At 46.2% G+C, this 25,605-nt stretch carries 28 protein-coding genes and 1 tRNA gene; 23 read left to right on the top strand and 6 right to left on the bottom strand.

The genetic code is table 11. The annotated features are described in order from the left end of the window. The first annotated feature begins 58 nt into the window (after positions 1-58). From BUR09_RS05165 to BUR09_RS05150, 4 genes are read left to right on the top strand one after another with little or no spacing between them, the layout of a single operon-like run. Positions 59-1,036 (top strand): ABC transporter permease, encoded by a 978-nt coding sequence (locus tag BUR09_RS05165; protein WP_074215892.1) that lies wholly within the window; start codon positions 59-61, stop codon positions 1,034-1,036. A 3-nt stretch (positions 1,037-1,039) separates the two neighbouring features. Next, positions 1,040-1,951, top strand: coding sequence for an ABC transporter permease (locus BUR09_RS05160; RefSeq protein ID WP_074215891.1), 912 nt, complete (start codon positions 1,040-1,042; stop codon positions 1,949-1,951). Positions 1,952-1,957: 6 nt separating this feature from the next. Continuing rightward, positions 1,958-2,917: an ABC transporter ATP-binding protein gene (locus BUR09_RS05155; protein ID WP_074215890.1), complete on the top strand. Its 960-nt coding sequence runs from the start codon at positions 1,958-1,960 to the stop codon at positions 2,915-2,917. Positions 2,918-2,919: 2 nt separating this feature from the next. Beyond that, on the top strand, positions 2,920-3,948 hold the full coding sequence (locus BUR09_RS05150) for an ABC transporter ATP-binding protein (RefSeq protein WP_074215889.1): 1,029 nt from the start codon (positions 2,920-2,922) through the stop codon (positions 3,946-3,948). 116 nt (positions 3,949-4,064) lie between these two features. Here BUR09_RS05150 and infA read toward each other — a convergent pair whose 3' ends face one another. From infA to BUR09_RS05135, 3 genes are all read right to left on the bottom strand, one after another. Beyond that, positions 4,065-4,283, bottom strand: coding sequence for a translation initiation factor IF-1 (infA, locus tag BUR09_RS05145; RefSeq protein ID WP_020001012.1), 219 nt, complete (start codon positions 4,281-4,283; stop codon positions 4,065-4,067). 78 nt (positions 4,284-4,361) lie between these two features. Beyond that, positions 4,362-4,438 (bottom strand) — tRNA-Met (locus tag BUR09_RS05140). A gap of 221 nt (positions 4,439-4,659) precedes the next feature. Beyond that, complete coding sequence (locus BUR09_RS05135; protein WP_074215888.1) at positions 4,660-5,322, bottom strand: metallophosphoesterase family protein; 663 nt, start codon at positions 5,320-5,322, stop codon at positions 4,660-4,662. A gap of 204 nt (positions 5,323-5,526) precedes the next feature. On the opposite strand from BUR09_RS05135, the gene BUR09_RS05130 reads away from it, so the two are divergent. The 15 genes from BUR09_RS05130 (at position 5,527) to fliQ (ending at position 16,824) form a co-directional block, all read left to right on the top strand. Continuing rightward, positions 5,527-6,105: a 5-formyltetrahydrofolate cyclo-ligase gene (locus BUR09_RS05130; protein WP_074215887.1), complete on the top strand. Its 579-nt coding sequence runs from the start codon at positions 5,527-5,529 to the stop codon at positions 6,103-6,105. After that, entirely contained in the window at positions 6,096-6,848 is a 753-nt protein-coding gene (locus BUR09_RS05125; protein ID WP_074215886.1) for a polyphenol oxidase family protein, read from the top strand. The genes BUR09_RS05130 and BUR09_RS05125 overlap by 10 nt, the downstream gene beginning before the upstream one ends. A gap of 12 nt (positions 6,849-6,860) precedes the next feature. Continuing rightward, positions 6,861-7,412, top strand: coding sequence for an aminodeoxychorismate/anthranilate synthase component II (locus BUR09_RS05120; RefSeq protein ID WP_074215885.1), 552 nt, complete (start codon positions 6,861-6,863; stop codon positions 7,410-7,412). Continuing rightward, a complete protein-coding gene (locus tag BUR09_RS05115; protein ID WP_074215884.1) occupies positions 7,384-8,742 on the top strand; it encodes a chorismate-binding protein in 1,359 nt (452 codons plus the stop codon). The genes BUR09_RS05120 and BUR09_RS05115 overlap by 29 nt, the downstream gene beginning before the upstream one ends. Further along, positions 8,739-9,506, top strand: coding sequence for an aminotransferase class IV (locus BUR09_RS05110; protein ID WP_074215883.1), 768 nt, complete (start codon positions 8,739-8,741; stop codon positions 9,504-9,506). The genes BUR09_RS05115 and BUR09_RS05110 overlap by 4 nt, the downstream gene beginning before the upstream one ends. 605 nt (positions 9,507-10,111) lie before the next feature. After that, positions 10,112-11,029, top strand: coding sequence for a GTPase Era (gene era / locus BUR09_RS05105; RefSeq protein WP_074215882.1), 918 nt, complete (start codon positions 10,112-10,114; stop codon positions 11,027-11,029). Between the two features lie 118 nt (positions 11,030-11,147). Next, the gene (locus BUR09_RS05100) at positions 11,148-11,882 is read left to right on the top strand and encodes a YggS family pyridoxal phosphate-dependent enzyme (protein ID WP_074215881.1); all 735 of its coding nucleotides are present in this window, start codon (positions 11,148-11,150) and stop codon (positions 11,880-11,882) included. Between the two features lie 21 nt (positions 11,883-11,903). Further along, complete coding sequence (locus tag BUR09_RS05095; RefSeq protein WP_074215880.1) at positions 11,904-12,665, top strand: flagellar motor protein; 762 nt, start codon at positions 11,904-11,906, stop codon at positions 12,663-12,665. A gap of 34 nt (positions 12,666-12,699) precedes the next feature. Then, positions 12,700-13,569 carry an OmpA/MotB family protein gene (locus BUR09_RS05090; RefSeq protein WP_074215879.1) on the top strand — a complete coding sequence of 290 codons (870 nt, stop codon included), beginning with the start codon at positions 12,700-12,702 and terminating at the stop codon, positions 13,567-13,569. 3 nt (positions 13,570-13,572) lie between these two features. Continuing rightward, positions 13,573-14,301, top strand: coding sequence for an OmpA/MotB family protein (locus BUR09_RS05085; protein ID WP_074215878.1), 729 nt, complete (start codon positions 13,573-13,575; stop codon positions 14,299-14,301). Between the two features lie 35 nt (positions 14,302-14,336). Next, positions 14,337-14,816, top strand: a complete 480-nt coding sequence (locus tag BUR09_RS05080; RefSeq protein ID WP_139296740.1) for a flagellar basal body-associated FliL family protein — start codon at positions 14,337-14,339, stop codon at positions 14,814-14,816. Positions 14,817-14,858: 42 nt separating this feature from the next. Beyond that, on the top strand, positions 14,859-15,386 hold the full coding sequence (fliN, locus tag BUR09_RS05075) for a flagellar motor switch protein FliN (protein ID WP_407645267.1): 528 nt from the start codon (positions 14,859-14,861) through the stop codon (positions 15,384-15,386). Further along, positions 15,379-15,813 (top strand): flagellar biosynthetic protein FliO, encoded by a 435-nt coding sequence (gene fliO, locus BUR09_RS05070; protein ID WP_084539343.1) that lies wholly within the window; start codon positions 15,379-15,381, stop codon positions 15,811-15,813. The genes fliN and fliO overlap by 8 nt, the downstream gene beginning before the upstream one ends. Next, positions 15,734-16,543 (top strand): flagellar type III secretion system pore protein FliP, encoded by an 810-nt coding sequence (gene fliP / locus BUR09_RS05065; RefSeq protein ID WP_245796707.1) that lies wholly within the window; start codon positions 15,734-15,736, stop codon positions 16,541-16,543. The genes fliO and fliP overlap by 80 nt, the downstream gene beginning before the upstream one ends. Positions 16,544-16,554: 11 nt before the next feature. Further along, positions 16,555-16,824 (top strand): flagellar biosynthesis protein FliQ, encoded by a 270-nt coding sequence (fliQ, locus tag BUR09_RS05060; protein ID WP_074215876.1) that lies wholly within the window; start codon positions 16,555-16,557, stop codon positions 16,822-16,824. A 321-nt stretch (positions 16,825-17,145) separates the two neighbouring features. On the opposite strand, the gene BUR09_RS05055 is transcribed toward fliQ, so the two are convergent. After that, a complete protein-coding gene (locus BUR09_RS05055) occupies positions 17,146-18,795 on the bottom strand; it encodes an AMP-binding protein (protein ID WP_074215875.1) in 1,650 nt (549 codons plus the stop codon). 8 nt (positions 18,796-18,803) lie between these two features. After that, positions 18,804-19,373 carry a cupin domain-containing protein gene (locus BUR09_RS05050; protein ID WP_074215874.1) on the bottom strand — a complete coding sequence of 190 codons (570 nt, stop codon included), beginning with the start codon at positions 19,371-19,373 and terminating at the stop codon, positions 18,804-18,806. A 239-nt stretch (positions 19,374-19,612) separates the two neighbouring features. On the opposite strand from BUR09_RS05050, the gene hypF reads away from it, so the two are divergent. Next, the gene (hypF, locus tag BUR09_RS05045; RefSeq protein ID WP_074215873.1) at positions 19,613-21,949 is read left to right on the top strand and encodes a carbamoyltransferase HypF; all 2,337 of its coding nucleotides are present in this window, start codon (positions 19,613-19,615) and stop codon (positions 21,947-21,949) included. Between the two features lie 214 nt (positions 21,950-22,163). Here the strand turns inward: hypF and BUR09_RS05040 are convergent, their stop codons facing one another. Beyond that, positions 22,164-22,655, bottom strand: a complete 492-nt coding sequence (locus BUR09_RS05040; RefSeq protein WP_074215872.1) for a YchJ family protein — start codon at positions 22,653-22,655, stop codon at positions 22,164-22,166. A 354-nt stretch (positions 22,656-23,009) separates the two neighbouring features. Here BUR09_RS05040 and BUR09_RS05035 point away from each other — a divergent pair, with 354 nt between their 5' ends. The 3 genes from BUR09_RS05035 (at position 23,010) to serS (ending at position 25,550) form a co-directional block, all read left to right on the top strand. Then, the gene (locus tag BUR09_RS05035; protein WP_074215871.1) at positions 23,010-23,408 is read left to right on the top strand and encodes a PilZ domain-containing protein; all 399 of its coding nucleotides are present in this window, start codon (positions 23,010-23,012) and stop codon (positions 23,406-23,408) included. Positions 23,409-23,745: 337 nt separating this feature from the next. Continuing rightward, positions 23,746-24,123 carry a hypothetical protein gene (locus tag BUR09_RS05030; RefSeq protein WP_074215870.1) on the top strand — a complete coding sequence of 126 codons (378 nt, stop codon included), beginning with the start codon at positions 23,746-23,748 and terminating at the stop codon, positions 24,121-24,123. 137 nt (positions 24,124-24,260) lie between these two features. Next, positions 24,261-25,550, top strand: a complete 1,290-nt coding sequence (gene serS / locus BUR09_RS05025; RefSeq protein ID WP_074215869.1) for a serine--tRNA ligase — start codon at positions 24,261-24,263, stop codon at positions 25,548-25,550. Positions 25,551-25,605: the final 55 nt, after the last annotated feature.

Raw genomic sequence — 25,605 nt, 5'->3', positions numbered from 1 at the left:
TTCTCTTAGGTTTTATAAGACTGGGATTTGGATTAACCTTTAACCCCCAAAACCCCATATGTTTGCTTTTATTGTTCGAAGAGTGACACAGGCGTTGATCGTCATGTTTGTCATATCCATCATCGGGTTCGGTATTAAATATTCGTTCGGTGATCCAGTACGTGAGATGGTCGGGATTAACGTTTCCGCTGCAGAGCGTGAAGCGTACCGAGACAAACTGGGCCTCAATGACCCTGTTGTCGTTCAGTGGGTACGGTTTGTTAAAAATGCAGTACACGGCGACCTTGGTCGCTCCTTCTTTTACCGCAAACCTGCTACTGAAGTAATTTTAAAGAAAGCTCCAGCAACCTTGGAACTTGTTATCGCAAGTGCCCTGATCATTGTTGTGCTTTCTGTGCCTATCGGCATTTACGCAGCTGTAAAACCTCGCGCATGGCTATCCAGACTGTTCATGGGTGCCAGTATCGTCGGGGTATCTATTCCTGTATTCCTTACCGCGCTGCTACTTATCTATGTTTTCGCAGTTGAACTGCACTGGCTTCCGTCCTATGGACGCGGGCCTACAGCCCAGCTGTTCCCAGGCTGGGAAAGTAACTTCTTGAGCTGGAAGGCATTCAGACACATCATTCTTCCTTCTGTTGCACTGTCCTCAATTATGCTTCCACTCTTCATCCGTCTCATCCGAGCAGAAATGGTTGAAGTTTTACAGACTGAGTACGTTAAATTTGCCCATGCAAAAGGTCTTAACCCGACCCGCGTTCTTATGGTGCATGCATTTAAAAACACCCTTCTTCCGGTTATCACCGTGGGTGGCGTACAGCTCGGTATTATGATTGCGTATACAATCCTCACTGAAACAGTATTCCAGTGGCAGGGTATGGGCTTTATGTTCATCGAGGCCGTAGAACGCTCCGACACCGCATTGCTCGTTGCATACCTTGTTTTCGTTGGTGTTCTTTTTGTTATCGTGAACACCGTAGTGGATATTATTTACGGACTGGTTAACCCAATGGTCCGTGTTTCGGGGAGGAAGTAATCCATGTGGCAAAAATTTAAGGATTCATACTTTTTGTACAGCTTCCGACGTGACCCTGTTGCGGTCGGCAGTTTCCTTATCTTACTCTTTCTAGTTGCTATAGCGATTCTCGCGCCACTGCTTGCAACGCAGAACCCATACGACGGTGCAGCTATCGATTTAATGGATGCTGAAACACCGCCTATGTGGACACCAGAAGGTCTGGATACATTCTGGCTCGGCACTGACGCACAGGGACGTGATATTTGGTCTACCATTCTTTATGGTACCCGCATCTCCCTGCTTATCGGCCTTGGCGCAGTGGCACTGCAATCTTTTCTGGGAATTATCATCGGCTTAACCGCAGGTTACAAAGGCGGTCGTATCGACTCCTTCCTCATGCGAGTTGCTGATGTTCAGCTTTCCTTCTCATCCTACATGGTTGCTATCTTCTTTGGTGCAATTTTGCAGGCTGCACTAGGTGTTGCCCGGTACGCAGACGTTGCTGTTCCATTCCTGATTTTTGTTATCGGATTCTCTGAATGGCCGCAGTACGCACGTACTGTCCGCGCATCCGTACTTGCTGAGAAGAAGAAAGAATATGTTGAAGCTGCACGCGTTATCGGCCTTCGCCCTATGCGCATTATGTTCCGTCATATTCTTCCTAACACCCTGACTCCTGTTCTTGTTATTTCTACTGTTCAGGTTGCTAACGCTGTAATGAGTGAAGCTGCACTTTCTTTCCTCGGGCTCGGTATGCCTGTTAACCAGCCTTCACTCGGCTCTCTCATTAAATCCGGCTTTGCTTACTTCATGAGTGGCAGCTGGTGGATTACCCTGTTCCCGGGTCTTGTACTCGTACTGCTGGTACTGTCCATCAACCTGCTCGGCGACTGGCTCAGGGACTTCCTGAATCCAAAACTGTACAAGGACTAAGGAACAATGGAACACCTTTTAGATGTAAAAGATATACTTGTTCAGTTCCGTATGCGTGACATTGCGCTTACGGCTGTAAATAAAGTTTCGTTTTCTGTAGATAAAGGCGAACGCCTCGGTCTTGTTGGTGAATCCGGCGCTGGTAAATCTGTAACCGGCTTCTCCATCATCAACCAGATCTCAAAACCGGGCTTTATCGCCAGCGGTTCTGTAATGTTCGAAGGTCAGGATCTCGCACAGATGTCCGACAAAGAGCTGCGTACCATCCGTGGTAACCGTATCTCCATGATCTTCCAGGACCCTATGATGACACTCAACCCTGTTTTGACCATTGGTCAGCAGATGATTGAAACTGTGCTTGCCCACAGTAAGGTGTCTAAAAAAGAAGCTGAAAAAATCGCGCTGGACAAACTGCGCAAAGTTTACATTCCTTCACCGGAAAAACGCTTAAAACAGTACCCGCACGAATTTTCCGGCGGCATGCGCCAGCGAATTGTTATCGCAATTGCTTTGCTGACAGATCCTGCGCTTATTATTGCTGATGAACCTACCACGGCGCTTGACGTAACCATTCAGGCTGAGATCATGGACCTGCTTCTCGAGCTTTGCGAGAAAGACAACATGGGTCTTATCCTCATCACACACGACCTTGGTGTTGTGTCTCAGGTTACAGAGAAAATTGCTGTTATGTACGCTGGTCGAATCGTGGAACTGGGCTCAACTGACACAGTCTGTGCTACCCCTACACACCCATACACTCAGGGTCTCATTGCAGCATTACCGGACGGTGCCAAAGGCGATCGTCTCAACCAGATTCGCGGCTCTATGCCTAGCCTTACTAACATCCCTAAAGGCTGTGCGTTCAACAACCGTTGCGACTACTGTAAAGACATCTGTTTTGAAGTGGTACCGGAGCTCGAACTCAAAAAATCCGGCGTCATGGCTGCCTGTCATGTAGTGGAGTAGGCATGAGTAATACCCCTCTTCTTAAAATTAAAAATCTTGTAAAACACTTTGATATTTCTGGCGGATTTCTTGATCAGCTAGGATTCGAAAATGGCAAGCTCACTCGCAAAAAGACCGTTGTCCATGCTGTGAACGATGTAAGCTTTGAAATTCAGAAAGGTGAAACCCTTTCTGTTGTAGGTGAGTCCGGCTGTGGTAAATCCACCCTCGCACGTACCATTATCGGTCTGTACGAACCAACCGGCGGCCAGGTTCACTACCGAGGCGAACGTGTAGACAATAAGTCCGGTTCAGCCCGCAAAGAATTCCGTACCGCTGCACAGATGATCTTTCAGGACCCATACGCATCTTTGAACCCGCGTATGAAGGTCTCACAGATCCTCGAAGAACCAGTACGCTTCCACTACCCTGAATTCAGCGATGAGGAAGTAAAGCAGCGCGTTGCAGAAGTAATGGAACAGGTAGGCATTAACCCTGTATGGGGTCAACGCTACCCACACGAATTCTCAGGCGGCCAGCGTCAGCGTATTTCCATTGCGCGTGCACTTGTCCTCAAACCTGAGTTTATCGTTGCAGACGAACCTATTTCTGCACTCGACGTATCCATTCAGGCACAGGTTCTCAACCTAATGATGGACTTACAGCGCGATCACAACCTGACCTACCTGTTCATCAGCCATGACTTATCTGTTGTTGAGCATATCTCAAACCGAGTTGCTGTAATGTACCTGGGCTCCCTGTGTGAGCTTGCAGACGCTAAAGAGCTGTTTGCTAATCCGCAACACCCATACACTAAAGCGCTTCTGTCCGCGATTCCTCGCATGGGCAAAAAAGGCTTCTCCCACATCAAGCTTACCGGCGATGTTCCGACCCCGATCAACCTGCCTACAGGCTGTGTGTTCCATGGTCGTTGCCGACTTGCAAACCAGCGTTGCGTGAACGAAGTTCCGCACCCTATTACACTTGATAACGGCACTATATGTGCCTGTCATGCTGTTCAGGAAGGCCGCGCAACTAAGATGCCTGCATAGAACAAAAAAAGAGGAGCTAAGCTCCTCTTTTCACTAAAATAACAAAGCCCGCTCTAAAAAAATTAGAGCGGGCTTTATTCGTTACGCTAAAAAAACGAACGCCTTATATGTCGAACCTAACGTGGACGGAAGGTAATACGACCGCGAGTGAGGTCATAAGGTGAAAGTTCTACAGTAACTGTATCTCCTGGCAGAACGCGAATACGGAATTTGCGCATTTTACCGGAGATGTGTGCAAGACATTCGTGACCATTTTCGAGGCGAACAAGAAACATTGCGTTTGGCAGTGCTTCCATAACTTCACCATTTACTTGAATGGCTTCTTCTTTTGCCATATGCGATCTCCTTTCTCCTGAATTAACGCCGGGAGCACATAACAAATAACCCCCCTGCAATGCAGGGGGGTTAAATATTGGTAGCGGGGGCAGGATTTGAACCTACGGCCTTCGGGTTATGAGCCCGACGAGCTACCGAGCTGCTCCACCCCGCGTCATAGCTTGTTTACGATGCGGTTCTTGCTCTGAAAGCAATTCCCTCTCGAGGTGGACATAAGTATACGTCACCCCCTCGACTGTCAACATCTTTTTTTAGAAAAAATACTCACTCTAAACAAAGCATGACACAATCTATCTACATTTCTCTTTAATTTAAGACAGATAAAAGAAAGATCTTTATTTTATGAAAAAGTAATTTTTTGCCAGCGTGATACGCTTACAAGGCGCACAGTTCTGCACGAAGCGTTGTGCCTTCCAACATGATTTTTGCATAACCGCCATCAGCCAACATGCCTGTGTTGATGATAGTTGTCTTACCAAGAGTATCTACTGAACGGGCTTCATGAATATGTCCACACAATACCAGTTGCGGCTGCGTCTTTTCAATAAAAGTACGAACAGCTTTACTCCCAACATGCACGCCATTACCCAAGTCATCGCAACTCGTATCAAACGGCGGATCATGCACAACGACAACAGTGGCATCATACTGTGATGTTTTAGCGTAACCTTCCTCCAGCCACTCACCCAGAGTCTCATCAGGAGTTTCAGAAGGAGTATTGAATGGCGTAGTGCTGGAAGTTCCCACACCCATAACAGCAACTTCAGGAGTGAGCTCTGCTACAGAACGGTGAATATTGCAGCCTTGCTCCTCTAAAAACTCTGTCACTTCAGAATGATCCATATTCCCAATCTGCGCGTAGACAACCGGATTAATAGCGGCCACAGCGTCAATAACACGACGAGCAGCAGAAACACCTTTCGCCAAGGTTAAATCACCACTGATAATTACGCCGCGAGCTTGCGCAAGTTCCGGAATATCTTTGAGCCGAGAAATCTCGTCATGAATATCACCAATACAAATCCAAAAATCGCTCATAGTTAACTCCGTAAGACACAATATTTAAATATATTATCGCTGGAAGCATAGTTGACTTAAAAAGGATGATTTGCAACCGTTGAACTCATTTTTATTACCACATTCATGGTAAGCCGTTGAGTATCTGCCTCACAAATGCTACGCACGGATGAAGAGGATTTCAATTTCTGTTCCTATTTTTTTATTTTTCTTCAGGAGCCCTCAGTGACAAAAGCTGAATTACGCAAAAAACTCTTGGATCAGCGCAAAAATCTTGATGAAATTTTCGTTCAAGAGGCGTCCCTTCATGCACAGCAACATCTTATGGCTGATGATGTGTGGAAGAACGCGGAACAAGTCATCATTTATTCTCCAATACGCAACGAGGTTCGCACTGATCTACTCCTGAATGATATCTGGAATTCCGGCAGAACATTACTCCTGCCCCGATGTGATGAAAAGCAAGGACAAATGTCGCTTGTTCAGTGCAGTGGGGAACACGAGCTGGAAAAAGGCAAATACGGAATTATGGAACCATGTAGCCATTGCACTGTCATTGATTACGATTCTAAAAACTTTACGCCGTCACTTGTCATTGTACCCGGTGTCGGATTTGATTTGAACGGAAACCGACTTGGATTCGGCGGTGGATACTATGACAGGATGTTAACAAGACCGGCTTTTAATCATGCAACCTTTGTTGGATTGGCTTATTCTTTTCAAATAGTCCCTGTTCTAGAATCTGACCCATGGGATCAGGCGATGGATGCATTATGCACTGAGGAGGCTTTGCAATGGCTTTAACCGGAATTGAATTTGCGTTTCCCGGCGTTCCCAACGTTCGTTGCTTCTTTCAGAACCGTCTTGGCGGTGAAAGCAATGGTGCCTTCATGTCCAGCAACATCTCACTTGATGTGGGGGATAACCCCAAGCACGTTGTATACAACCGTATACGCCTGCAAAAGGAACTAGGCATCCAATCCTGGTGTGAATTAAAGCAAGTACACGACGACACACTCATATTCGATCCACCTGAAACGCCTGCTGGAACTCCTGCCACACTGGAAGCGGACGGAAGCGCCACCGATAAGGCAAACAAAGCCCTTGTTATCAAAACTGCTGACTGCCAGCCTATTCTTCTTGCCCATAAAAGTGGCAAGTACATAGCCGGACTCCATGTAGGCTGGCGGGGCAACCGTATTGCGTTTCCAGTTTCCGGAGTAAGCAATTTCTGCGAAAAATACGGCATTGAACCAGCCAACGTGTTTGCTGTCCGCGGTCCAAGCCTTGGCCCTGCAGAAGCGCAATTTCTTAATTTTGATAAAGAATGGGGTGTTGAGTGGGTACAATGGTTCAACAAAGAAAAAAAGACCATGAACCTGTGGCAGCTCACCAGACACCAGCTGCATCTGGCAGGCATTCCTCAGGAGCAGATTTTCGGCCTTGACCTTTGCACTAAAACGCTTGAAGACGAATTTTATTCTTACCGTCGAGACAAGCTCACTGGCAGGCAGGCTGCCATAATATGGATTGAGCAAGGCTTGTAACAGGAACAAACAGTGCGCATTGTATTAATAGATAACAACGACAGCTTCACCCGAAACCTTGAACATCTTCTAGTCACGGCAACATCATGCGTTCCGGACATTATTTCGTATGGTGAAGACGGGGCAGCACTATCATCCTGCTCATTAGACGAATACGATCTAATTGTCATTTCTCCAGGTCCCGGGCATCCTGTCGAATACAGCGCGTACGACTCTGTTTTTAAAAGCGGAAAACCAGTACTGGGGATCTGCATGGGCATGCAGATTATCAACCACTACTTCGGCGGCACCACCGACCGCCTTTCCGACTGTATACACGGTAAAACAGATTTGCTGGAATTAGACGGGCAGCTGCGAACCATTGCCCGTTACCATTCTTTATATCTCTCTTCCATTGGCAAAGGATTACGAGTAACGTCCACGTTATCAGGAACATCTGTTCCTATGATTATTGAACATGAAAACCGTCCCATCATGGGGCTTCAGTTCCATCCTGAATCGTTTTTAACGGAACAGGGTGAGTGGTACATTCACCATGCAATGCGCTTTTTCGGTCTTTCTTGAAGCAGGCAAGGTGCAGCGTCAAAAACTTGCTGCACTGTTTAATGGATTCGCAACACTCTTCGACGCTGACATGTTATTGTCCGGCGTTACAGAAGAAGACGCACCGCTCCGCCGCTCAGCAAATATGTGCATAATCGGCATAGATCCTGTCAAAGAGCTTATTGTTCAGCCAGAAACAACAAGAGACGAAATCAAATCCTTTTGTTTCGACTCCGGCCATGAAACTCTCGGATACCTCGCCTACACATTCGGATTAAAAGAACGCGGCATAGCCTCTGATAAGCAAAATGACCTGCCACTGGGACATTTCCGTCAGTATTCTATCCTCATCACAGTAAATCTTACTACAGGCTTACTTGAATGTTCCGCCCTTGAAACTGCAGATCATCGCAAGGTGCAACGTCTTAAAGACTTGTGCACAACACCTCCTCACTGCGCGGATTTACTTCCTCAACGAGCCAAATTTCCAACGCCGACCCCGTCGATGAGCCAAGCAGAGTACATTGACGGCGTAAAAACCGTTCTTGAACACATTCGTAGCGGTGACACATACCAACTCTGTCTCTCTTCAGCATTTTCCATGACTGTTCCAGAGGACTTCAGCACATGCACCTGCAGCAACAAAAAGCAGTGCGATGCTGTCGGGCTCTTTATGCATTTATGGCAACATTATCCGGCAGCATACTATGCATGGTTCTCCTCCGAAAATGCAAAGATCATTTCCACATCACCAGAGTGTTTCCTGCGCGTTGAAGACGGATTAATCACGTCCGAGCCGATCAAAGGCACCCTTGCATTTGATGAATTTTCCGAAGAGTTGCTTGCCGAGTTGCATGAGTCTCCAAAAGAAAGCGCAGAACTTTCCATGATCGTAGACCTTATCCGTAACGATATTTCCGCGCACTGCGAATACGGGTCAGTCACTGTAGAACGCCACAAAGATATCTTTACTGTCGACAATATGTTGCAGATGTACTCTGTAGTACGCGGCACTCTCAAAAAAGACTCCACCTGTCTGGATCTTCTTTTCGACGCGTTTCCGGGTGGGTCCATCACCGGATGTCCGAAACTGCGCACCATGCAAATTATCGAAAAACTCGAGCCACACAGCCGTGATCTGTACTGTGGAAGCTTTCTCCACATAAAAAATACCACCACCATGAATTCAAGTATTGCAATTCGTACCGGATGGTTTACACATGATCATAGTGGCATACAAAAGTTCCGGTATTTTGCAGGGAGTGGGCTGGTGATTGATTCAGTGCCGGAGCTAGAATTCGAAGAAACGATTGCTAAAGCAGAAAAGTTTCGAAAGGTGCTATCGACATGACCTACTACAGAGCTGGAAAATTTCATGATGACGGAGTGGTGCAAAATATTGCTGCTCCGTCTTTTCGTTTTGGAGCTGGAATTTTTGAAACAATCCTCTTCAATGGAAAAAACCTGTGCTTCTTCAACCAACATCTGGACCGAATGGGAAGTTCGCTGGAAAAACTAGGCTTTATTGTTCCACCAATTGACTACGCTGAAATAGTTATGGACGTCCTTGAGCGTTGCGGGCTCAGCAAGCAAATGGCACGAGTTAACATTTTCGCGCTGATTGATGAAAACGATATGGTTGACCCTGTCATTACGGCCGCACCGTATACACCACAGCCAGACAAGCGTTACCGTGTGTGCACCGTTACCGACGGAGTTCAACACCCGCTGCTCGGTCACAAGACCATGAACTATATGTACAATTGGCTTCAGCGTCGCTCTGCCATCCAAAAGGGGTACGATGATGCCGTGCTCATTTCACGCGACAACCTTGTAACTGAAACTACAACGGCTGCGCTCCTTTTCGGAGATGGAGAACGATTCTGCGTGCCTGGTGGCAAGATGCGCCTTCCGTCCATTGCGCTCGAAATTGCCCGCTCTATTCTGCCTGTTTACGACTGCTCTGTACGCTCGTATTCTGTTGGAAACTTCCGCTACGCTTACATGCTCAACTCACTCATCGGGATGAGACCGGTAACGGCCATAAACGGCACTATGTTCATGCCGGATGACCACAACTGCAAAGCTGTAACGGAAAAAATCTGCGGCTGTTAGCAGAACTTTTCTTTTGCCTTCTGGCAGGCAGAAGCCCTTTTTTTGAATAGCAGGCTGTTCTTACTTCAAAGAACAGCCTTTTTCATTACGTAGATAGCCCTCACACTCCATTTCATTCCCTTACAATCAGACTTTCAAAGATCATGTTAAAAAAAGCAGAATTCATAATCCACTTTCTATCTATCAGTACTTACATACTTTTAGATCTTAAAACCCGCTATTTCTTATAAATAAAAGCGTTATACCATTTGCTGCCCTGCACATTTCACGTTACAGTCTAAACATTGCACACAACGTCTTCCGCTTGTGGCTCTGCCACTTGTTGTGGGCAGTAGACATTTTGGCAACATGTCACTTTGTCCGACGCTCCTGCCAGAAATGGCTGAGAGTCTCCTCAAGCAGGGATGCAGAAAATCTAGCTAGATTCTGCATCCTTGTTTCTTTGTCTCCCCTCTCTCATTCGCCGCATGCTTTCTCTAAATCTTCCATTTGCTGTATTGCCCCAACGGGCGTATATTGGAATTTGACTTCTTGACTTTATACGAAGTCCTATTACACATCTAAGCAAACTATTTTTGTCAGAAAATTGATGGAGAAACATATATATGAGTAACACAGAACACCGCTGCGGTTGGGTCGCCATGATGGGGCCTCCTAATGCGGGTAAATCCACTATGCTTAACGCATACTTAGGGCAGAAAGTAGCTATCGTTACCCCTAAGCCACAAACTACCCGAAATCAGGTCAGCGGTATCCTGTCCAGCCCAGATTCCCAGGTTATCTTCATGGATACTCCTGGTATTCACCAGCTTCGTGGTAAAATGAACAAAATTTTACTGCAGACTGCATGGCATACCCTGAGCGGCGCGGATGTGGTTCTGGTAGTTCTGGATGGTTCACTGTACGTTGACCGTCCCGGTGCGTTCGATAAAGACATCGAACCATTAAGAGAAGCTATTCTCAACGAAAAACGTCCTGTTATTGTTGCTGTTAACAAAGTGGACAAATTCCGCGATAAAGCAAAAATGCTCCCGCTTCTCGAAAAGCTCAGCACTCTTTGGCCTAACGCAGAAGTTTTCCCTGTTTCTGCAATGCGCCGAGACGGTCTTGATCCAATGCTCGAGTACATTAAGAAACACCTTCCTGTTTGCGAAAAGCATTACCCGGAAGATCAGCTTTCCACTGTGCCTGTACGCTTCATGGCGTCCGAGGTTGTTCGTGAAAAGCTCTTTATGGAACTGCGTCAGGAACTTCCATACAACTGCGCCGTTGAAATCGAAAAATGGGATGACACCGGTGAGCGTGTTTTTGTAAACGCAGTTATCTACGTATCCCGTAAGAGCCATAAATCTATGGTTATCGGCAAGCATGGCCAGAACCTCAAAAAGGTTGGCACTGAAGCCCGTAAAGAGCTTCAGGAAATGCTGCACCAGAAAGTTCACCTCGAACTGTGGGTGAAAGTACGCGAAGGTTGGACTGAGGACATGAGCTTTATGCGCCTACTGGGTCTCTCTTCTTCCTAGCTGCTTCATATCAGCGAACATAGGCGGCTTTTGCCGCCTTTTTTATTAGGGTGTCAAAACCCCGTACATACTTGTACCGGCATGGGGTAAGAACCGCCGGAAAAATGGATTGAGAACTATGAATGAATGTCATGTTGACAGCGCTGCAATTATTGCCCGTTATGATGCTGTCGTAGAAAAAGTAGCGGATGCTGCCCGCAAAGCAGGACGTAATCCTGAAGACGTAAAACTTATTGCCGTATCCAAACGCCATCCTGCCGAAGCGATAAGAATACTTAACAAACACGGACACTTAGATTTTGGCGAAAACTACGTACAAGAAGCGCTCGCTAAGCAGGAAGAACTGGCTGATCTTACCATAAACTGGCACTTTATCGGCCATTTGCAATCCAAAAAAGCCAAGGATGTTGCAGGAAAATTTGCTCTGATCCATTCCATCGACAGACTCAGCTTGGCACAGAAACTGCAAAAACGCATGGAGATGCTTCCCGTTTCCGGTTTGGACGGTGAAAGAAAAGTTCAGGATATTCTGCTTCAAGTTAACATTGGCGATGAAGCACAAAAGTCCGGCGTTGATAAAGACGGACTTTTTGAATTTGCTGAACAGGTAGCAGCACTTCCACAACTGCGTGTTCGCGGCTTAATGGGAATGCCACCAGCATCTTGTGTTGCAGAAGAAGCACGTCCTTTCTTCAGTGAATTGCGTGAACTGCGCGATGAGCTTGTAACCCGCATCGGCATCCCTATGGAACACCTCTCCATGGGAATGACTCAGGATTACGTGCAGGCAATTGAAGAAGGCGCAACATTTGTACGTATTGGGACAGAAATTTTCGGCCCGCGTCCTTACTAACACGCGAAAAAAGAGCATTCTATGGATTTGGCAACGGTTCTCGGGATAGTAATTTCCTTCGGTTTGGTTCTCTCTGCTATCATGATGGGTGGCAGTCTTCTCATCTTTATTTCCGTCCCGTCATTACTTATTGTTCTTGGCGGAACCATTGGTGCAACTCTTGTAAACTACCCGCTTAAACGCGTTATTTCCGTAATGAGTGTTTTCAAAAAAACACTTTTTGCTGAAGAGTTGTCAGCACAGGAAACTATTGATCAGTTCAAAGACTACGCTGACCGTGCACGTAGAGAAGGTATTCTTTCTCTCGAGCCGATCATCAACGGCATCGACGATCCTTACCTCAAAAAAGGGTTGCAACTGACAGTCGACGGTCTTGAGCCGCAGGCTATTCAAGAAATCCTCGAGTCTGAGATTGCCAATACAGAAGCCCGCCATAGCGATGGGCAAGATATTCTAAAATCATTCGGTGAATATGCACCGGCTCTGGGTATGATCGGTACAGTTATCGGTCTGGTTCAAATGCTGCAAACAATGAACGATCCAAGTTCAATTGGTCCAGCGATGGCGGTAGCTCTTATCACCACTTTCTACGGAGCATGCCTTGCTAACCTGGTGTTCATTCCTATGGCCGGTAAGCTTAAATCCCGTAGTAACTCTGAGATCCGTATTAAAGAAATGCAGCTCGAAGGTGTGCTTGCAATTTCCCGTGGTGAAAACCCGCGTATTATTCAAGAAAAACTCTCTTGTTATCAAGCTATCAGCGATCGCGCTGATGCTGCGTAGCAACTCCCATACTTCATGGTAACGGGAGTACATAATGGCTAAGCGCAAAAAGAAACAAGACGAAGGCGGTGGCGCTTCCTGGCTTATTACCTTCTCAGATATGATGACTCTCATGCTTACGTTCTTCGTATTGCTTGTAAGTATGGCGGTTACAGATGAAAGACGAAAGTTGGTTGTCCTGACCTCCGTAACCGGCGCATTTGGTGAAGGGCGTGGGAACTTTAACCCTGCCACTCAAAAAAATATTGATCGCGTTGTTGACCCGGGGCCTATGGATCTCGCCACAAACGACCTTTCTCCACTGAAAGATCTGTTGTGGGAGGATGACAAGGAAGACTTGAACTTTCAGGAAAACCAGTATGTCCAAATCTTTTCTATCAGTGAAGATGTGCTGTTCCAGCCGGGCACTACACAGTTAAGCGCTAAAGGTATCATACTGCTTAACCGTATCATGCCATGGATACTACGAATTAAGCACCCGCTACTGCTTGCCGGTCACACATCAAGCCTACGCGATGAGGCCGGTAAGGACTATGAAGTTTCCTTTACACGTGATTCAGAGCTTTCACCGACATGGAACCTCTCATTTATGCGCGTTATGAGCATCTACAGCTACCTTAAGGGGCGTGGAATTCCTACAGAACAGATGATGGTAGAAGCGTTTGGCAACTATCACCCACGTTGGAATGACAACACACCAAAGGGCAGAAAGAAGAACAGGCGCGTAGATATTGTGTTGGATAAACGCAATATGCAGTGGATCAAAAAACTGGAAGAGCTCACCAAGGAAGCGCCTAAGAAGAAAAATGAATTTGAATTTAAAGACTTCAAGTTCGATCTTAGCGTGAACGAAGGTGGAAGTAATCTTTCCAGTGCATCCGGTTCAACACAGGATGGAGTATAAGGCATGGCACGTAAAAAAAAGCAAGAAGAGCCAGAAGGAATCCCCGCGTGGCTGGTAACCTTCTCTGACCTTGTGACATTGTTGCTCACATTCTTTGTACTTATCCTCAGCATGTCTTCCATGGATAGGACTATGCTGGTTGAAATTAACCCGTTTGAACGCGGGTTAGGGGTTATCAATTACCACGGTTCAGGGCGCATACCACAACGTATCAAGCTTATTGTTGAACTGGTTTCCGACCCAAAAACTGCTTTCGAGCAGAGAGACAGAATTAAAGACTTGTTATTTCCGGAGGATGTTCTTCCACCGGATATTGATATGAGCACGCTGGATCGTAACTTACGCATCCTGCAAAAGCCGGAAGGTTTGGCAATCGCCCTCACAAATGATCTTGTGTTCGCACCGGGCAGTTACCAGCTTACTCCTTCCGCAAAAAAACTGCTCTCACAAGTAGTGCTGATGCTGCAATACACTTCAGCAGATACGAACATTTCCGGTCACGCAGATAATACAGGACGTAACAATGCTGCTAACTACCCGCTTTCCGGAAAAAGGGCGATGGCTGTACTTGAATTCTTTTTGACACAGGGTCTTAAGCCGGAACGTTTCTCCGTAAGCGGCTACGGTGCTGACAAGCCCCTCGAGTCCAATGCTACTGAGTACGGACGCGCACAAAATAGACGAGTAGAAATTCTGATTAAAACAACCCAGCGTCTTGGACGCTATGTATAAGAGATTGCTGCAAGAAACTGCAAAGGAGCTGTATCGTGATTGAAGAAGGAAAAGAACAGAATAAAAAAAGCGGAAAGATGAAATGGGTCATCATGCTTTTGATCCTTCTGCTTCTGGGAGGAGGCGGATACTTCGCCTATACAACTTACTTCCAGAAATCTACCGAAACGGCAGAGCCTCAGGATGTACAGCTTGAAGAAGTTGACCCGTCAGATTCTCAGGTTGTCACCCTGCCGAGTTTCCTTGTAAACCTCTCTGACCCACTCGGGCGACGCTACATCAAGCTCACCCTTGATGTAGAAGTTGCCAGCCCTGAAGCTGCACAGGTTCTGGAAAGTGCCAGCGCAAAAGTGCGTGACGCAGTTATCCTGCTTCTTTCCAGCAAGTCTTACTCAGACCTTGCCTCTCTTGAGAGCAAACTCCTGCTTAAAAATGAACTGGTGACACGTCTCAACCAGATCATTGGCAGCTCTAAAGTTGTTCGTGTGTATTTTACTGAACTGGTTATCCAGTAAGTTTAACAAGCTATTACTCCCTTTCAGAGAAGGAAGGTTATTATGTCTGAAGATGTGAACCAGGATTTACTGGCTGAACAATGGGCTGCAGCTCTTGAAGAGCAGGACGAAACCCCTATCGATGCCAATGCTTCTCAGAATATGAGCCAAAACGAAGCTCTTGCAGAAGAATGGGCAGCAGCGCTTGCTTCTGAAGAGCAGGAAATCATGCAGAAAGAAAAAGAGCAGAGCGCGCTTTCCAACAATGCTCATGAAGCTGAGTTCAAGGATTTGACAGAAGATGCAAAAGCAATCCGTCCAGAATCCGGCAAACACGAGCTCGACTTCATTCTTGATATTCCTCTCGATGTTTCCGCAGAGCTCGGTCGTACCCGTCTGCTTATCAACGAACTCCTCCAGCTTGGTCAGGGGTCCGTTGTTGAACTTAACAAGCTTGCAGGTGAACCACTTGAAATCTTTGTTAACGGCAAACTCGTAGCACGTGGCGAAGCTGTTGTTATCAACGAAAAATTCGGTGTGCGTCTGACTGATATCATCAGCCCAATCGAAAGGGTGAAGCAACTTGCATAACATTTTAGTGACAGCAGCCCATGCGGCTATTGACTCCTCCGGTGATATCGTCAACGGAACGTCACCCGCTGTCCCTGAGGTGGTTGGCTGGGGAAGCTATATTCAGTCCATCGGCATTCTGCTGCTGCTTTTAGGCGCACTGTACGGATTGCTCTGGTTTGTAAAGAAAGTCGGCATGAATAAAGGCTTTAGAGGCAAAAAAGGTGATCAAATCACACTTAACGTGGAAGAACGATTCCATCTTGGCCCTAAAAAGCAATTAGTCGTGGTACGCTTCTTGAATAAAAGGCTGTTACTGGGGGTTACGGACCACCAGATCAACCTTTTATCTGAAACGGAAGCGGAAGATGACACTAGCGACTCCTCTGACTCGAAAGAATTTAAAAAAATTATGGGACAGCTCCGCGACGCGGATTCTGACTCTTAGTGCTTTACTGCTGCTGGTTCCCGCTGCAGCGTTCGCTGCGCGGGACCTTGCAGTACCATCCCTCTCGCTGGCATTAGGTGCAGGCCAGTCAGAACCGGAAAACGTCTCCGTTCTGTTAGAAATCCTGTTCCTGCTCACAATCCTGTCACTGGCACCTGCCATTATGCTGACAGTTACCAGCTTTACCCGCATCATCATTGTCTTTTCCTTCGTACGACAGGCGCTAGGAACACAGCAGCTGCCACCTTCTCAAGTACTGGCAAGCCTCGCTATCTTTATGACATTCGTCATTATGCGCCCTGTAGGCGTGGCAATTAACGACAATGCACTGCAACCCTACCTGAGCGAAGAAATAGGCTTTACAGAGGCTCTGGACAAGGCTCAACAGCCTCTCAGAGAGTTTATGTTCAAGCATACACGCGAAAAAGACCTCTCTTTGTTCTATTCCATCAGCAAGATGGAACGACCTAAAACAAAGGAAGAAGTTCCAACCATAATGCTGGCAGCTGCCTACGTCATCAGTGAGCTCAAAACCGGCTTTACCATCGGCTTCCTCATCTACGTACCGTTTCTCATAATCGATATGGTAGTTTCCAGTATCCTGCTTGCTATGGGTATGATGATGCTTCCGCCAATGATGGTTTCCATGCCGTTCAAACTGCTTCTTTTCGTTCTGGTAGACGGCTGGAGCCTGCTCACCGGCTCTCTTGTAAACAGCTTCCTATTGTGAGGATATGAAACATGACTCCCGAATTTGTCATCGGCTATGCACGTAAAGCCATTGAACTTACGCTCATGATCTCACTGCCTATGCTCCTCGTAGGTCTCATTGTCGGTCTGATTGTTTCTATCATTCAGGCAGCAACACAGGTACAGGAACAGACTCTGACCTTCGTACCAAAAATTATCGCAATATTCGTCTCACTGCTCATCGCCTTCCCGTGGATTATGGAAAAAATGACTACGTTCACACGCGAAGTCTTTATCAATATCCCAACGTATATTCGCTAGATTGCTTTTTCGCCTTCGGTGACCCTGCGGGGCTTCTGCCTCCGGCGGCTCAAGAACCTCTCTTATGAATCTCCAGAAACCTTTAAGGGCGGAGATCTCCTGTTTCTTATGCCGCTGGTAGCCGCAAAAAGACTACCTTGCAAAACTCGTTATCAAAAAAACAACTGCTTAAAATAAAAAAGGTCTGTCCAAATAATTAAGGACAGACCTTTTACGTTTTCAAAGAAAGTTATAGCTAAGGTTTGTGAAACAAGCCTCTTAGACTGCCGAAGACAAAAAAAAGGGCGGAGCTGAAGCTCCACCCTTTTTAGTGATTCGTTGTTATCGAATATCGCCGAAGTACTCTTTGCAGTCATCGCGAAGCTTAAACTTCTGAATCTTACCTGATGCAGTCATCGGATACTCTTCAACAAAGGCGATGTAACGTGGAACTTTATGCCATGCAATTCTGCCACGGCAGTAGTCACGAACATCTTCCGGTGCAAGATCATAACCTTCTTTATTAATAATGAAGGCTGCAACTTCTTCACCGTATTTATGGCTTGGAATGCCAACAACCTGTACGTCGTGTACACCGTCCATGCCATAAAGGAACTCTTCTATCTCACGTGGGTAAATGTTTTCACCACCACGAATGATCATATCTTTAATACGGCCTGTAATGACGATATATCCGTCTTCATCCATGACACCGAGGTCGCCAGAATGCAGCCACTTATCTTCATCAATCGCTGCCGCTGTAGCTTCCGGCATTGCGTAGTAGCCTTTCATGACGTTGTAGCCACGACAGACAACTTCACCCTGCGTTCCGCGTGGACATTCTTCACCTGTTTCAGGATCAATAATACGCACTTCAATACCCGGCATTTTCTTACCAACAGTCTGGGTACGACGCTCGAAACTGTCATGCGGCAACGTCTGTGTCATTACAGGAGAACCTTCTGTAAGCCCGTAACAGATGGTTACTTCTTTCATGTTCATGTCTTCGATAACGCGCTTCATGAGCGGCTCCGGACAAATAGAACCAGCCATAATGCCTGTACGAAGTGAAGAATAATCGAACTTGGAGAACATCTTGTGCTCAAGGACTGCAAGGAACATTGTCGGCACGCCATACAGCGCGGTACAGCGCTCCTGATCCACAGAAGCCATGATGTGCACAGGTGAGAAGTTTTCCAGAATTACAAGCGCTGCACCATGGTTTACGGCAGCAAGAACGCCAAGCACGCAACCAAAGCAGTGGAACAGCGGAACAGGCAGGCAAAGCCTGTCTTTATCAGTAAAGTTCTGGTTCTCACCAATCCAGTAACCGTTAAGACCAATACCAACGTGTGTCAGCATAACTCCTTTAGGGAAACCTGTAGTACCGGAAGTGTACTGCATGTTCACCACATCGTATGGAGAAAGGGAGTCCTGCCGTTCCTGATATTCGTCGTCAGATACCATTGCTTTCATCGCCATGATTTCCGGAATGGAATACATACCACGATGCTTCTCAACACCAAGGAACATCACGCGTTTCAAAGACGGAAGCTTGTCCACACTGAGCTTACCGCGAGACTGGTGACGCAGCTCTGGAATCATATCGTAAATAGTCTGAACATAGTCATGATCGCGATAACCATCCATAATAAAAAGGTTTTCGCATTCAGACTGAGATAGCAGGTATTCTAGTTCGCTTTTACGGTAGTTGGTATTTACGGTTAGTAGGATGGCACCAATTTTTGCTGTCGCAAACTGTAGTGCAACCCAATAAGGAACGTTTGTTGCCCATACGGCAACTTTTTCGCCCCGCTGGACACCAAGAGCCATAAGCCCCTGCGCCAGATCATCAACCACCTTGCCAAATTCTTTGTAGGTCTGCCTGTAATCACGGTCTACGTATACAACAGCATCGTTATCCGGATACTTTGCAACGGCTTCATCAAGAATCTGACCAAGGGTTCTTTCGCGAAGTTCGAATGCTTGCATGGAATTTCCTAGTCAGGGTAATAGATTACTGCGTAAATTTCAGCGTCTTCACCATCTGCCGCACCTACATAATGCGGAACGATGGAGTTAAAATAAGCACTGTCGCCAGCTTCAAGGATATGTTCTTCTTTACCGTAACGAATAAGCAACTTGCCGGAAGTAACAACGATAAACTCTTCACCCTGATGTGAAGAAATTTTACGGTCTTCTTCTGGTTCCGGTGTAATATGGATGAAAAAAGGTTCCATATTACGATCAGTTTTGCCTTTACCCAAAGAATGGAACATGAAGCTTGGGCTCTTATCACCAGCTTTTTGCATAGTCAGATCAGCTTCACGGCTAGCCTTACGTACGATCAGCGGATCAACAGAAATTTCATCATCCATAAATGTGCCGAGGCGAACGCCAAGCGCACGTGCAATTTTCTGCAAAGGAGCAATGGAAGGGTACAAATCCTCTTCTTCCAAAGCAGTTACAAATAATTCAGTCAAATCAGCTTCTTCAGCAAGCTCTGCACGGCTCAAACCGCGCTCTTCCCTAAACTTGCGAATGCGATTTCCTAATTTTTCAGTCGCCATAGTTTCTCCATACTACAAAATTGTTCAAACAAGACCTAACTGGTAGCCGACGTTCCAAGAATATTCAAGTGTTCAGGGACCATGAATGCCATTTATATGCTGCTCGCCAATCATAACGTAGTACTATAGTAAATTATTGTAGCATGTTACTTTTAAAACCATTTTTGGCAAAATTGTAATTTCTATATTTGCTTAGCACCGTCTCTTTTCTCTCTACTGTATTTACGGTATAGTTTTGTATGACTCATCTTGTACGCCGCAAGCGCTATATCATTACTGGTCAGGTTCAGGGTGTTGGATTTCGTCCATTCGTGTACCGAATTGCTTTGGAAAACAAAGTAACTGGCACTGTAAGCAATACTTCTGATGGAGTATTTATTGAGGTGCAAGGGGATGAAGAAGCACTAGCTGGTTTCGCATTCGACTTGGTAGACAAACTGCCGCCACTGGCGGAAGTTACTTCTAAAACAGAGGATGAACTTCCCGCTGTTGACGACGAAACAGAATTTACAATTTTGGCGAGCGAAGGCAAAAAGGGCAACCGTGTCCTTATCAGTGCTGACGTTGCCACCTGTGATGATTGCTTGCGGGACATGGCCGATCCAGAAAACCGCAGGTATGAGTATCCATTTACGAACTGCACCAACTGCGGCCCGCGTTACACCATCACAAAATCTATTCCGTATGACAGAGCCAAGACATCCATGTCATGCTTCCCTCTGTGCCCTGATTGCAAATCAGAATATGAAGACCCATTAGACAGACGTTTTCATGCACAGCCTAATGCCTGTGATGTCTGCGGCCCCTACGTCTGGCTGACAAAACCTGATGGGACTGAACAATGCCGCGGCACTGAAGCCATTGTGCAGACTGCCGAAGCTTTGGCAAATGGTCACATCGCTGCCGTCAAAGGCTTAGGAGGCTTTCACCTTGCTTGTATGGCAACAGGAGACCAAGGTCAGCAAGCTATAGAAACGTTACGCACACGCAAAAACCGCTGGGGCAAGCCGCTTGCCGTCATGGCAAAGGATATTGAAACCGCTCGAGCCATTGCGGACCTTACAGAAGAAGAGGAAAAGCTGCTGGTTACTAAGGAGCGACCTATCGTTCTATGCAAACAGCGCAGCGATGCACCCATTGCAAAAGCGCTCAATCCCGGCACGCAGTACATCGGCGTAATGCTCCCATACACACCACTACACCACATTCTCTTCAAATATTTCGCTCAAAAGATAAGCGAGCTGCCCGTTCTTGTTATGACATCCGGCAATATGAGCAGTGAACCTATCGCACTTGGTAACCGCGAAGCGCTCAAGCGCCTGCATGTCCTTGCAGACGTATTCCTTCTCCATAACCGAGACATTCTTGTACGTGTTGATGATTCCGTTGTGCGCGTTCAAAAAGGCACCGGTAAACCGCAATTCTTCCGCCGTGCCAGAGGCTTTACGCCTCGCCCTGTCTTTATGGAAAACAAAGCACCATCTGTGCTTGGTGTAGGACCAGAGCTTAAAAATACACTCTGCTACACACGCGACAATGAAGCGTTCGTTTCCCAGCATATCGGCGACATGCAGAATTTAGAGGTGTATTCCTTCTATGAAGAAATTGCAGAATTTTTACCTCAGATTCTTGAAATAGAAGTCGAAGCAGTCGTGCACGACCTGCATCCAGACTATATGACAACCCGATTTGCGCGCGACTACGGCCAAGAACGCAACATTCCGGTTCTCGGTCTTCAACATCACGCAGCGCACATTTACAGTGTACTGGCTGAAAACAAATTTAGCGGAACCGCCCTGGGGCTGGCCTTAGATGGAACTGGATATGGTGAAGACGGTACTATCTGGGGTGGCGAGCTATTGTGTGTTAACAACCAATCATTAAAGCACAAAAGACTCGGAAGATTGGCACACATTCCACTTCCAGGTGGCGAGACCGCCATTCATGAACCGTGGCGCATTGCACAAGGCATCCTCTGGAACGCAGGAATTAACCAATCTGAAAAAGAATGGACATGGAATAAGCAATTCAGCCAACAATCCAAATTCTTACCGCAGCTGCTGGAACGTAATATCAACACCCCGATAACATCTTCCTGTGGGCGCCTGTTCGATGCTGTATCCGCCATGCTCGGAATCTGTCACACCGTCACCTACGAAGGTGAAGCCGCCATCCTTTTAGAGGATGCACAAGACCTTTCAATTACAGAAGGTTACAATTGCCCGCTCAACACATCAGGTGAATTGCTCGAATTAGACAGCATTAACCTATTCCAGCAATGCTACGAAGACTGGCAGCGTGGCGTAGCCATAGGTATCATCGCCCGTAAATTCCATCTTGGACTTATCCATGGTTGCGCACAGCTCGTGGCACATGCAGCAAAAGATACAGACATAAACACAATTGCTCTTTCCGGCGGTGTCATGCAAAGCTTCACTGTAGGAACCGAATTACCGAAGGCACTCGCAGAGCTAGGCTTCACGGTGATACAGCATACACAGCTACCACCTAACGATGGATGCATCTCACTCGGCCAAGCCGCCTACGGCAGACAATGGCTACTGAACCAAAGCTAGTTAGACTGTATAAATTCCCCTGACTGGTAATATTGTAAAAAATAAGGGCAGTTGTTTTAGCAAACAACTGCCCTTAAAAATCACATTATAACAAGCCATAAAGCCCTTCCCGAAACTCAACCTGAGTAACAGACTACTTATGGCTAGAGCGTCTTCCCACCAAAAAAATTTCGGGAAGAACAAAGCACCGAAGCACTTCTATCAATTGTGATAACTAGTTCTTACCACAACATTTTTTGTATTTTTTACCGGAACCGCAAGGACAAGGTTCGTTACGGCCTACTTTAGGAGTTTCACGACGGTAGGTGTCGTGATTCTGAACCATTCCTTCTACGTAGTACCAGTCGTTGCCTTCTTTACGGAAGAAGCTGTGCTCGTGCAACTGCTGTGGCACACCGCCGAGTTTGTAGTTTGCTACAAACTCAACTTCACCAATCTCATCATTTTCACCACCATCTTTAGTGTCGATGATCTCAAGGCCAGTCCAAGTAATCTTTTCGGACCATTCTTTAATTTCGTCTACAGAAAGGTCACCACGCATATCCGGATGCATGGAAGTGCCGAGGTATTCGTAGAAACCTGTCGCATGCGCTGCGTAACGGGAACGCATAAGAGCTTCTGCGGTAGGAGCAGGAGTCTTACCAGCGATAATAGGTTCACAACATGCAGAAAATTCAAGATCGGAACCGCAAGGACATTTTGCCATGACTTCTTCCTCTATATCTATTTAAAATTTATTTGTTTATTTCGAGAGATACAACTTTCAAAACACAATGCCACAACTATTAAGGAGCAGCCCACCAAAGAAAAACGCATGTGCGTCGCATCCAACTACATTTTTCTAGACAGTCACAGCATGTTGTTGAGTGCCTACAACATTCAAATAAGTCTGGCAAGAAGACGATACTTGCCTAAAATAACAGGCAATTTATAATAGCCTCTATAAGTATTTACTGTGATATTCCCCGCAAGCACTCACTTAATGATTCTTAATACAACTATTAGGGACAAAACTACGCGGCACACACAACCCCTTTAATCAATATGGGACGATTGCAACATGCCACAAGAGGCTCATCATCAAGAACGCCGGGCAATACCACGTTACTCTTACCCGTTTACAGCATCCATTGCAGAATTTGTCTTTCCTATGTCCTGCCAGCCGGCATTTAAGGCAGAATGCATAGATATTACCTCCAAAGGAGCAATGCTCGAAGTCGGGTCAATAATCCCCAAAGGAAGTGTTCAACAAGTCTGTATAGACCTTCCCGGATTTGAGAAGAAATTACAAAACAGCACCCTTTTCACTAACGAGTTACCATACCAAGTTCGCGTAATAACTCGTGTAATCTGGACAAATGTTAAAAATGATACATCTGTCATTGGTGTTGAGTTTTTAAATATGAATAAAAGTGCCGAACAGGCCCTTGCACGTTATCTTAAAGAAAAACGGACCTAGCTGATTACACTAATCAAAATGTTGTCTGTTCCAACTCTTCAAAAAGAACGACCACACAGCGTTGTGTGGTCGTTTCTTTTTGTCTAATTAAGATAATTATAATTGATGATGCAAAACAACATCAAAACTTACCGATTTTAAAAAAAATAACTCCATCAACAACCTCTCGCAACGCACAGCCCCCGTGCGCTCCCGACATTTTGCTATTTTATGTACACACAAACTTCTTTATTGTTCATTGACACAAACTGACTGTTTTCGCATATTTGTAATGATTCAGCTACTTTGTTTATGTTTACCTCGTCCCTGCTTGGCAGGAGAAACAAAGGACACAGTCATGGCAGAACCTCGTACACCTCGCCAGAAACAGGAAGTGCAGTCTCTTCTTTCAGAATCGTTTAAGCAAAAAATTCAGCATTTTCCTATTCAAGAAGAAGTGCAGAACGATATTCAAAGAATTATGCTTGCCCTTGGATATGCCATCGCGCTCACCCCAACAGGAAGCACTGCGTTTACACGCCAGACAGAACACAAAGCAATTGATGTTCGTGTCTGGGTTATGAATGAACAACAAAATGGATGTCCAAGCTCGTTGCTCGAATCCGTCTGGGTTGGTTATTATACTCACGGAGATCAACGTGAAATGGTAGAAGACTTTGAATACCCACGCCTTATGGACTATCTGCAGGAACACCATCCAGAGATATTCAGTTAATTAAAAGCTGCATTCAATAAGAACCGGTAAAAACACTTCAGGTTACAAAATTATGGCGTCAGGTTATCTAAGTTGACGCCATATTTTCCTGCGGCTATGCTAACAAATCGTACAAAATTTCAAGGAGCCGCATTTCAATGCTCGATCTCAAACTTTTGCAGAAAAATCCGCAAGTTGTAGCCGAAGCTTTGGCTAAGCGTAACTCTTCTATTGATGTTGAAGAGTTCACTAAAATCGATACCCGTCGCAGAGAGTTACTCGTAGAACTTGAGTCTCTTAAAAACGAACGCAACAAAGCATCCGGTGAAGTAGCGAAGATGAAACGCGCAGGCGAAGATGCATCTGAACTTATTTCCCGTCTCGGTTCACTGTCCGATAAAATCAAAGAGCTTGATGCTGAAACGGATACTATCAAAACCGCTATGAATGAATGGCTTATTGCTGTTCCTAATATACCGCACGAAAGTGCTCCTGTTGGTGCAGACGAAGATGAAAACGTAGAACTGCACAAATGGGGCGAAAAACCATCCATGTCCTTCACTCCTAAAGAACATTGGGAGATTGCAGAGACCATGGGCGGCCTCGATTTTGAACGCGCTGCTAAACTTACCGGTTCCCGCTTCACAGTACTGTGGGGTTGGGCTGCTCGCTTGGAACGCGCGCTCATCAACTTTTTCCTCGATATGCAGACCGTTGAACACGGCTACACTGAAGTGTTCCCTCCTGCTATCGTGAACAGCACTACCATGACCGGCACCGGTCAGCTGCCAAAATTTGAGGAAGATCTCTTCCGCCTGAACCATAAAGACTACTACCTCATCCCGACTGCTGAAGTGCCACTGACCAATATGCACTCCGGTGAAGTTCTGGAAGAAGAAGACTTGCCACGTGCTTTCACTGCACAGACTCAGTGCTTCCGCTCTGAGGCAGGCAGCTACGGTAAAGACACTAAAGGTCTTTTCCGCCAGCACCAGTTTACTAAAGTTGAAATGGTTCGTTACGCGCATCCTGACAAGTCCTATGAAGAACTTGAAGAAATGCGTCAGCATGCAGAAAACCTCCTCCAGCGCCTTGGCCTGCACTACCGTGTAGTAACCCTGTGCACTGGCGACATGGGCTTCTCTTCCGCAAAAACCTACGACATTGAAGTATGGTTGCCGGGACAGAATAAGTACCGTGAAGTTTCCTCTTGCTCCAACTGCGTAGATTTTCAGGCTCGCCGTGCAAACCTCAGATTCAAACGCAAGGGCGCTAAAAAGCCTGAATTTGTGCACACACTGAATGGTTCCGGCCTGCCAACCGGTCGTACTATGATTGCGATTATTGAGAACTACCAGCAAGAAGATGGTTCTATCGTAATCCCTGAAGCTCTGCGTCCTTACATGGGTGGTATTGAAAAAATCACTCCTGAAATGGCAACTAAATAAAAAAATCACTTTTTTTTAAAAAAGTGTTTGACAAGATGAGTGCACAGCTATAGAA

This window comes from Halodesulfovibrio marinisediminis DSM 17456 (assembly GCF_900129975.1).
Taxonomy (GTDB): Bacteria; Desulfobacterota; Desulfovibrionia; order Desulfovibrionales; family Desulfovibrionaceae; genus Halodesulfovibrio; species Halodesulfovibrio marinisediminis.
This window is presented reverse-complemented; position numbering and strand designations above follow the sequence as displayed.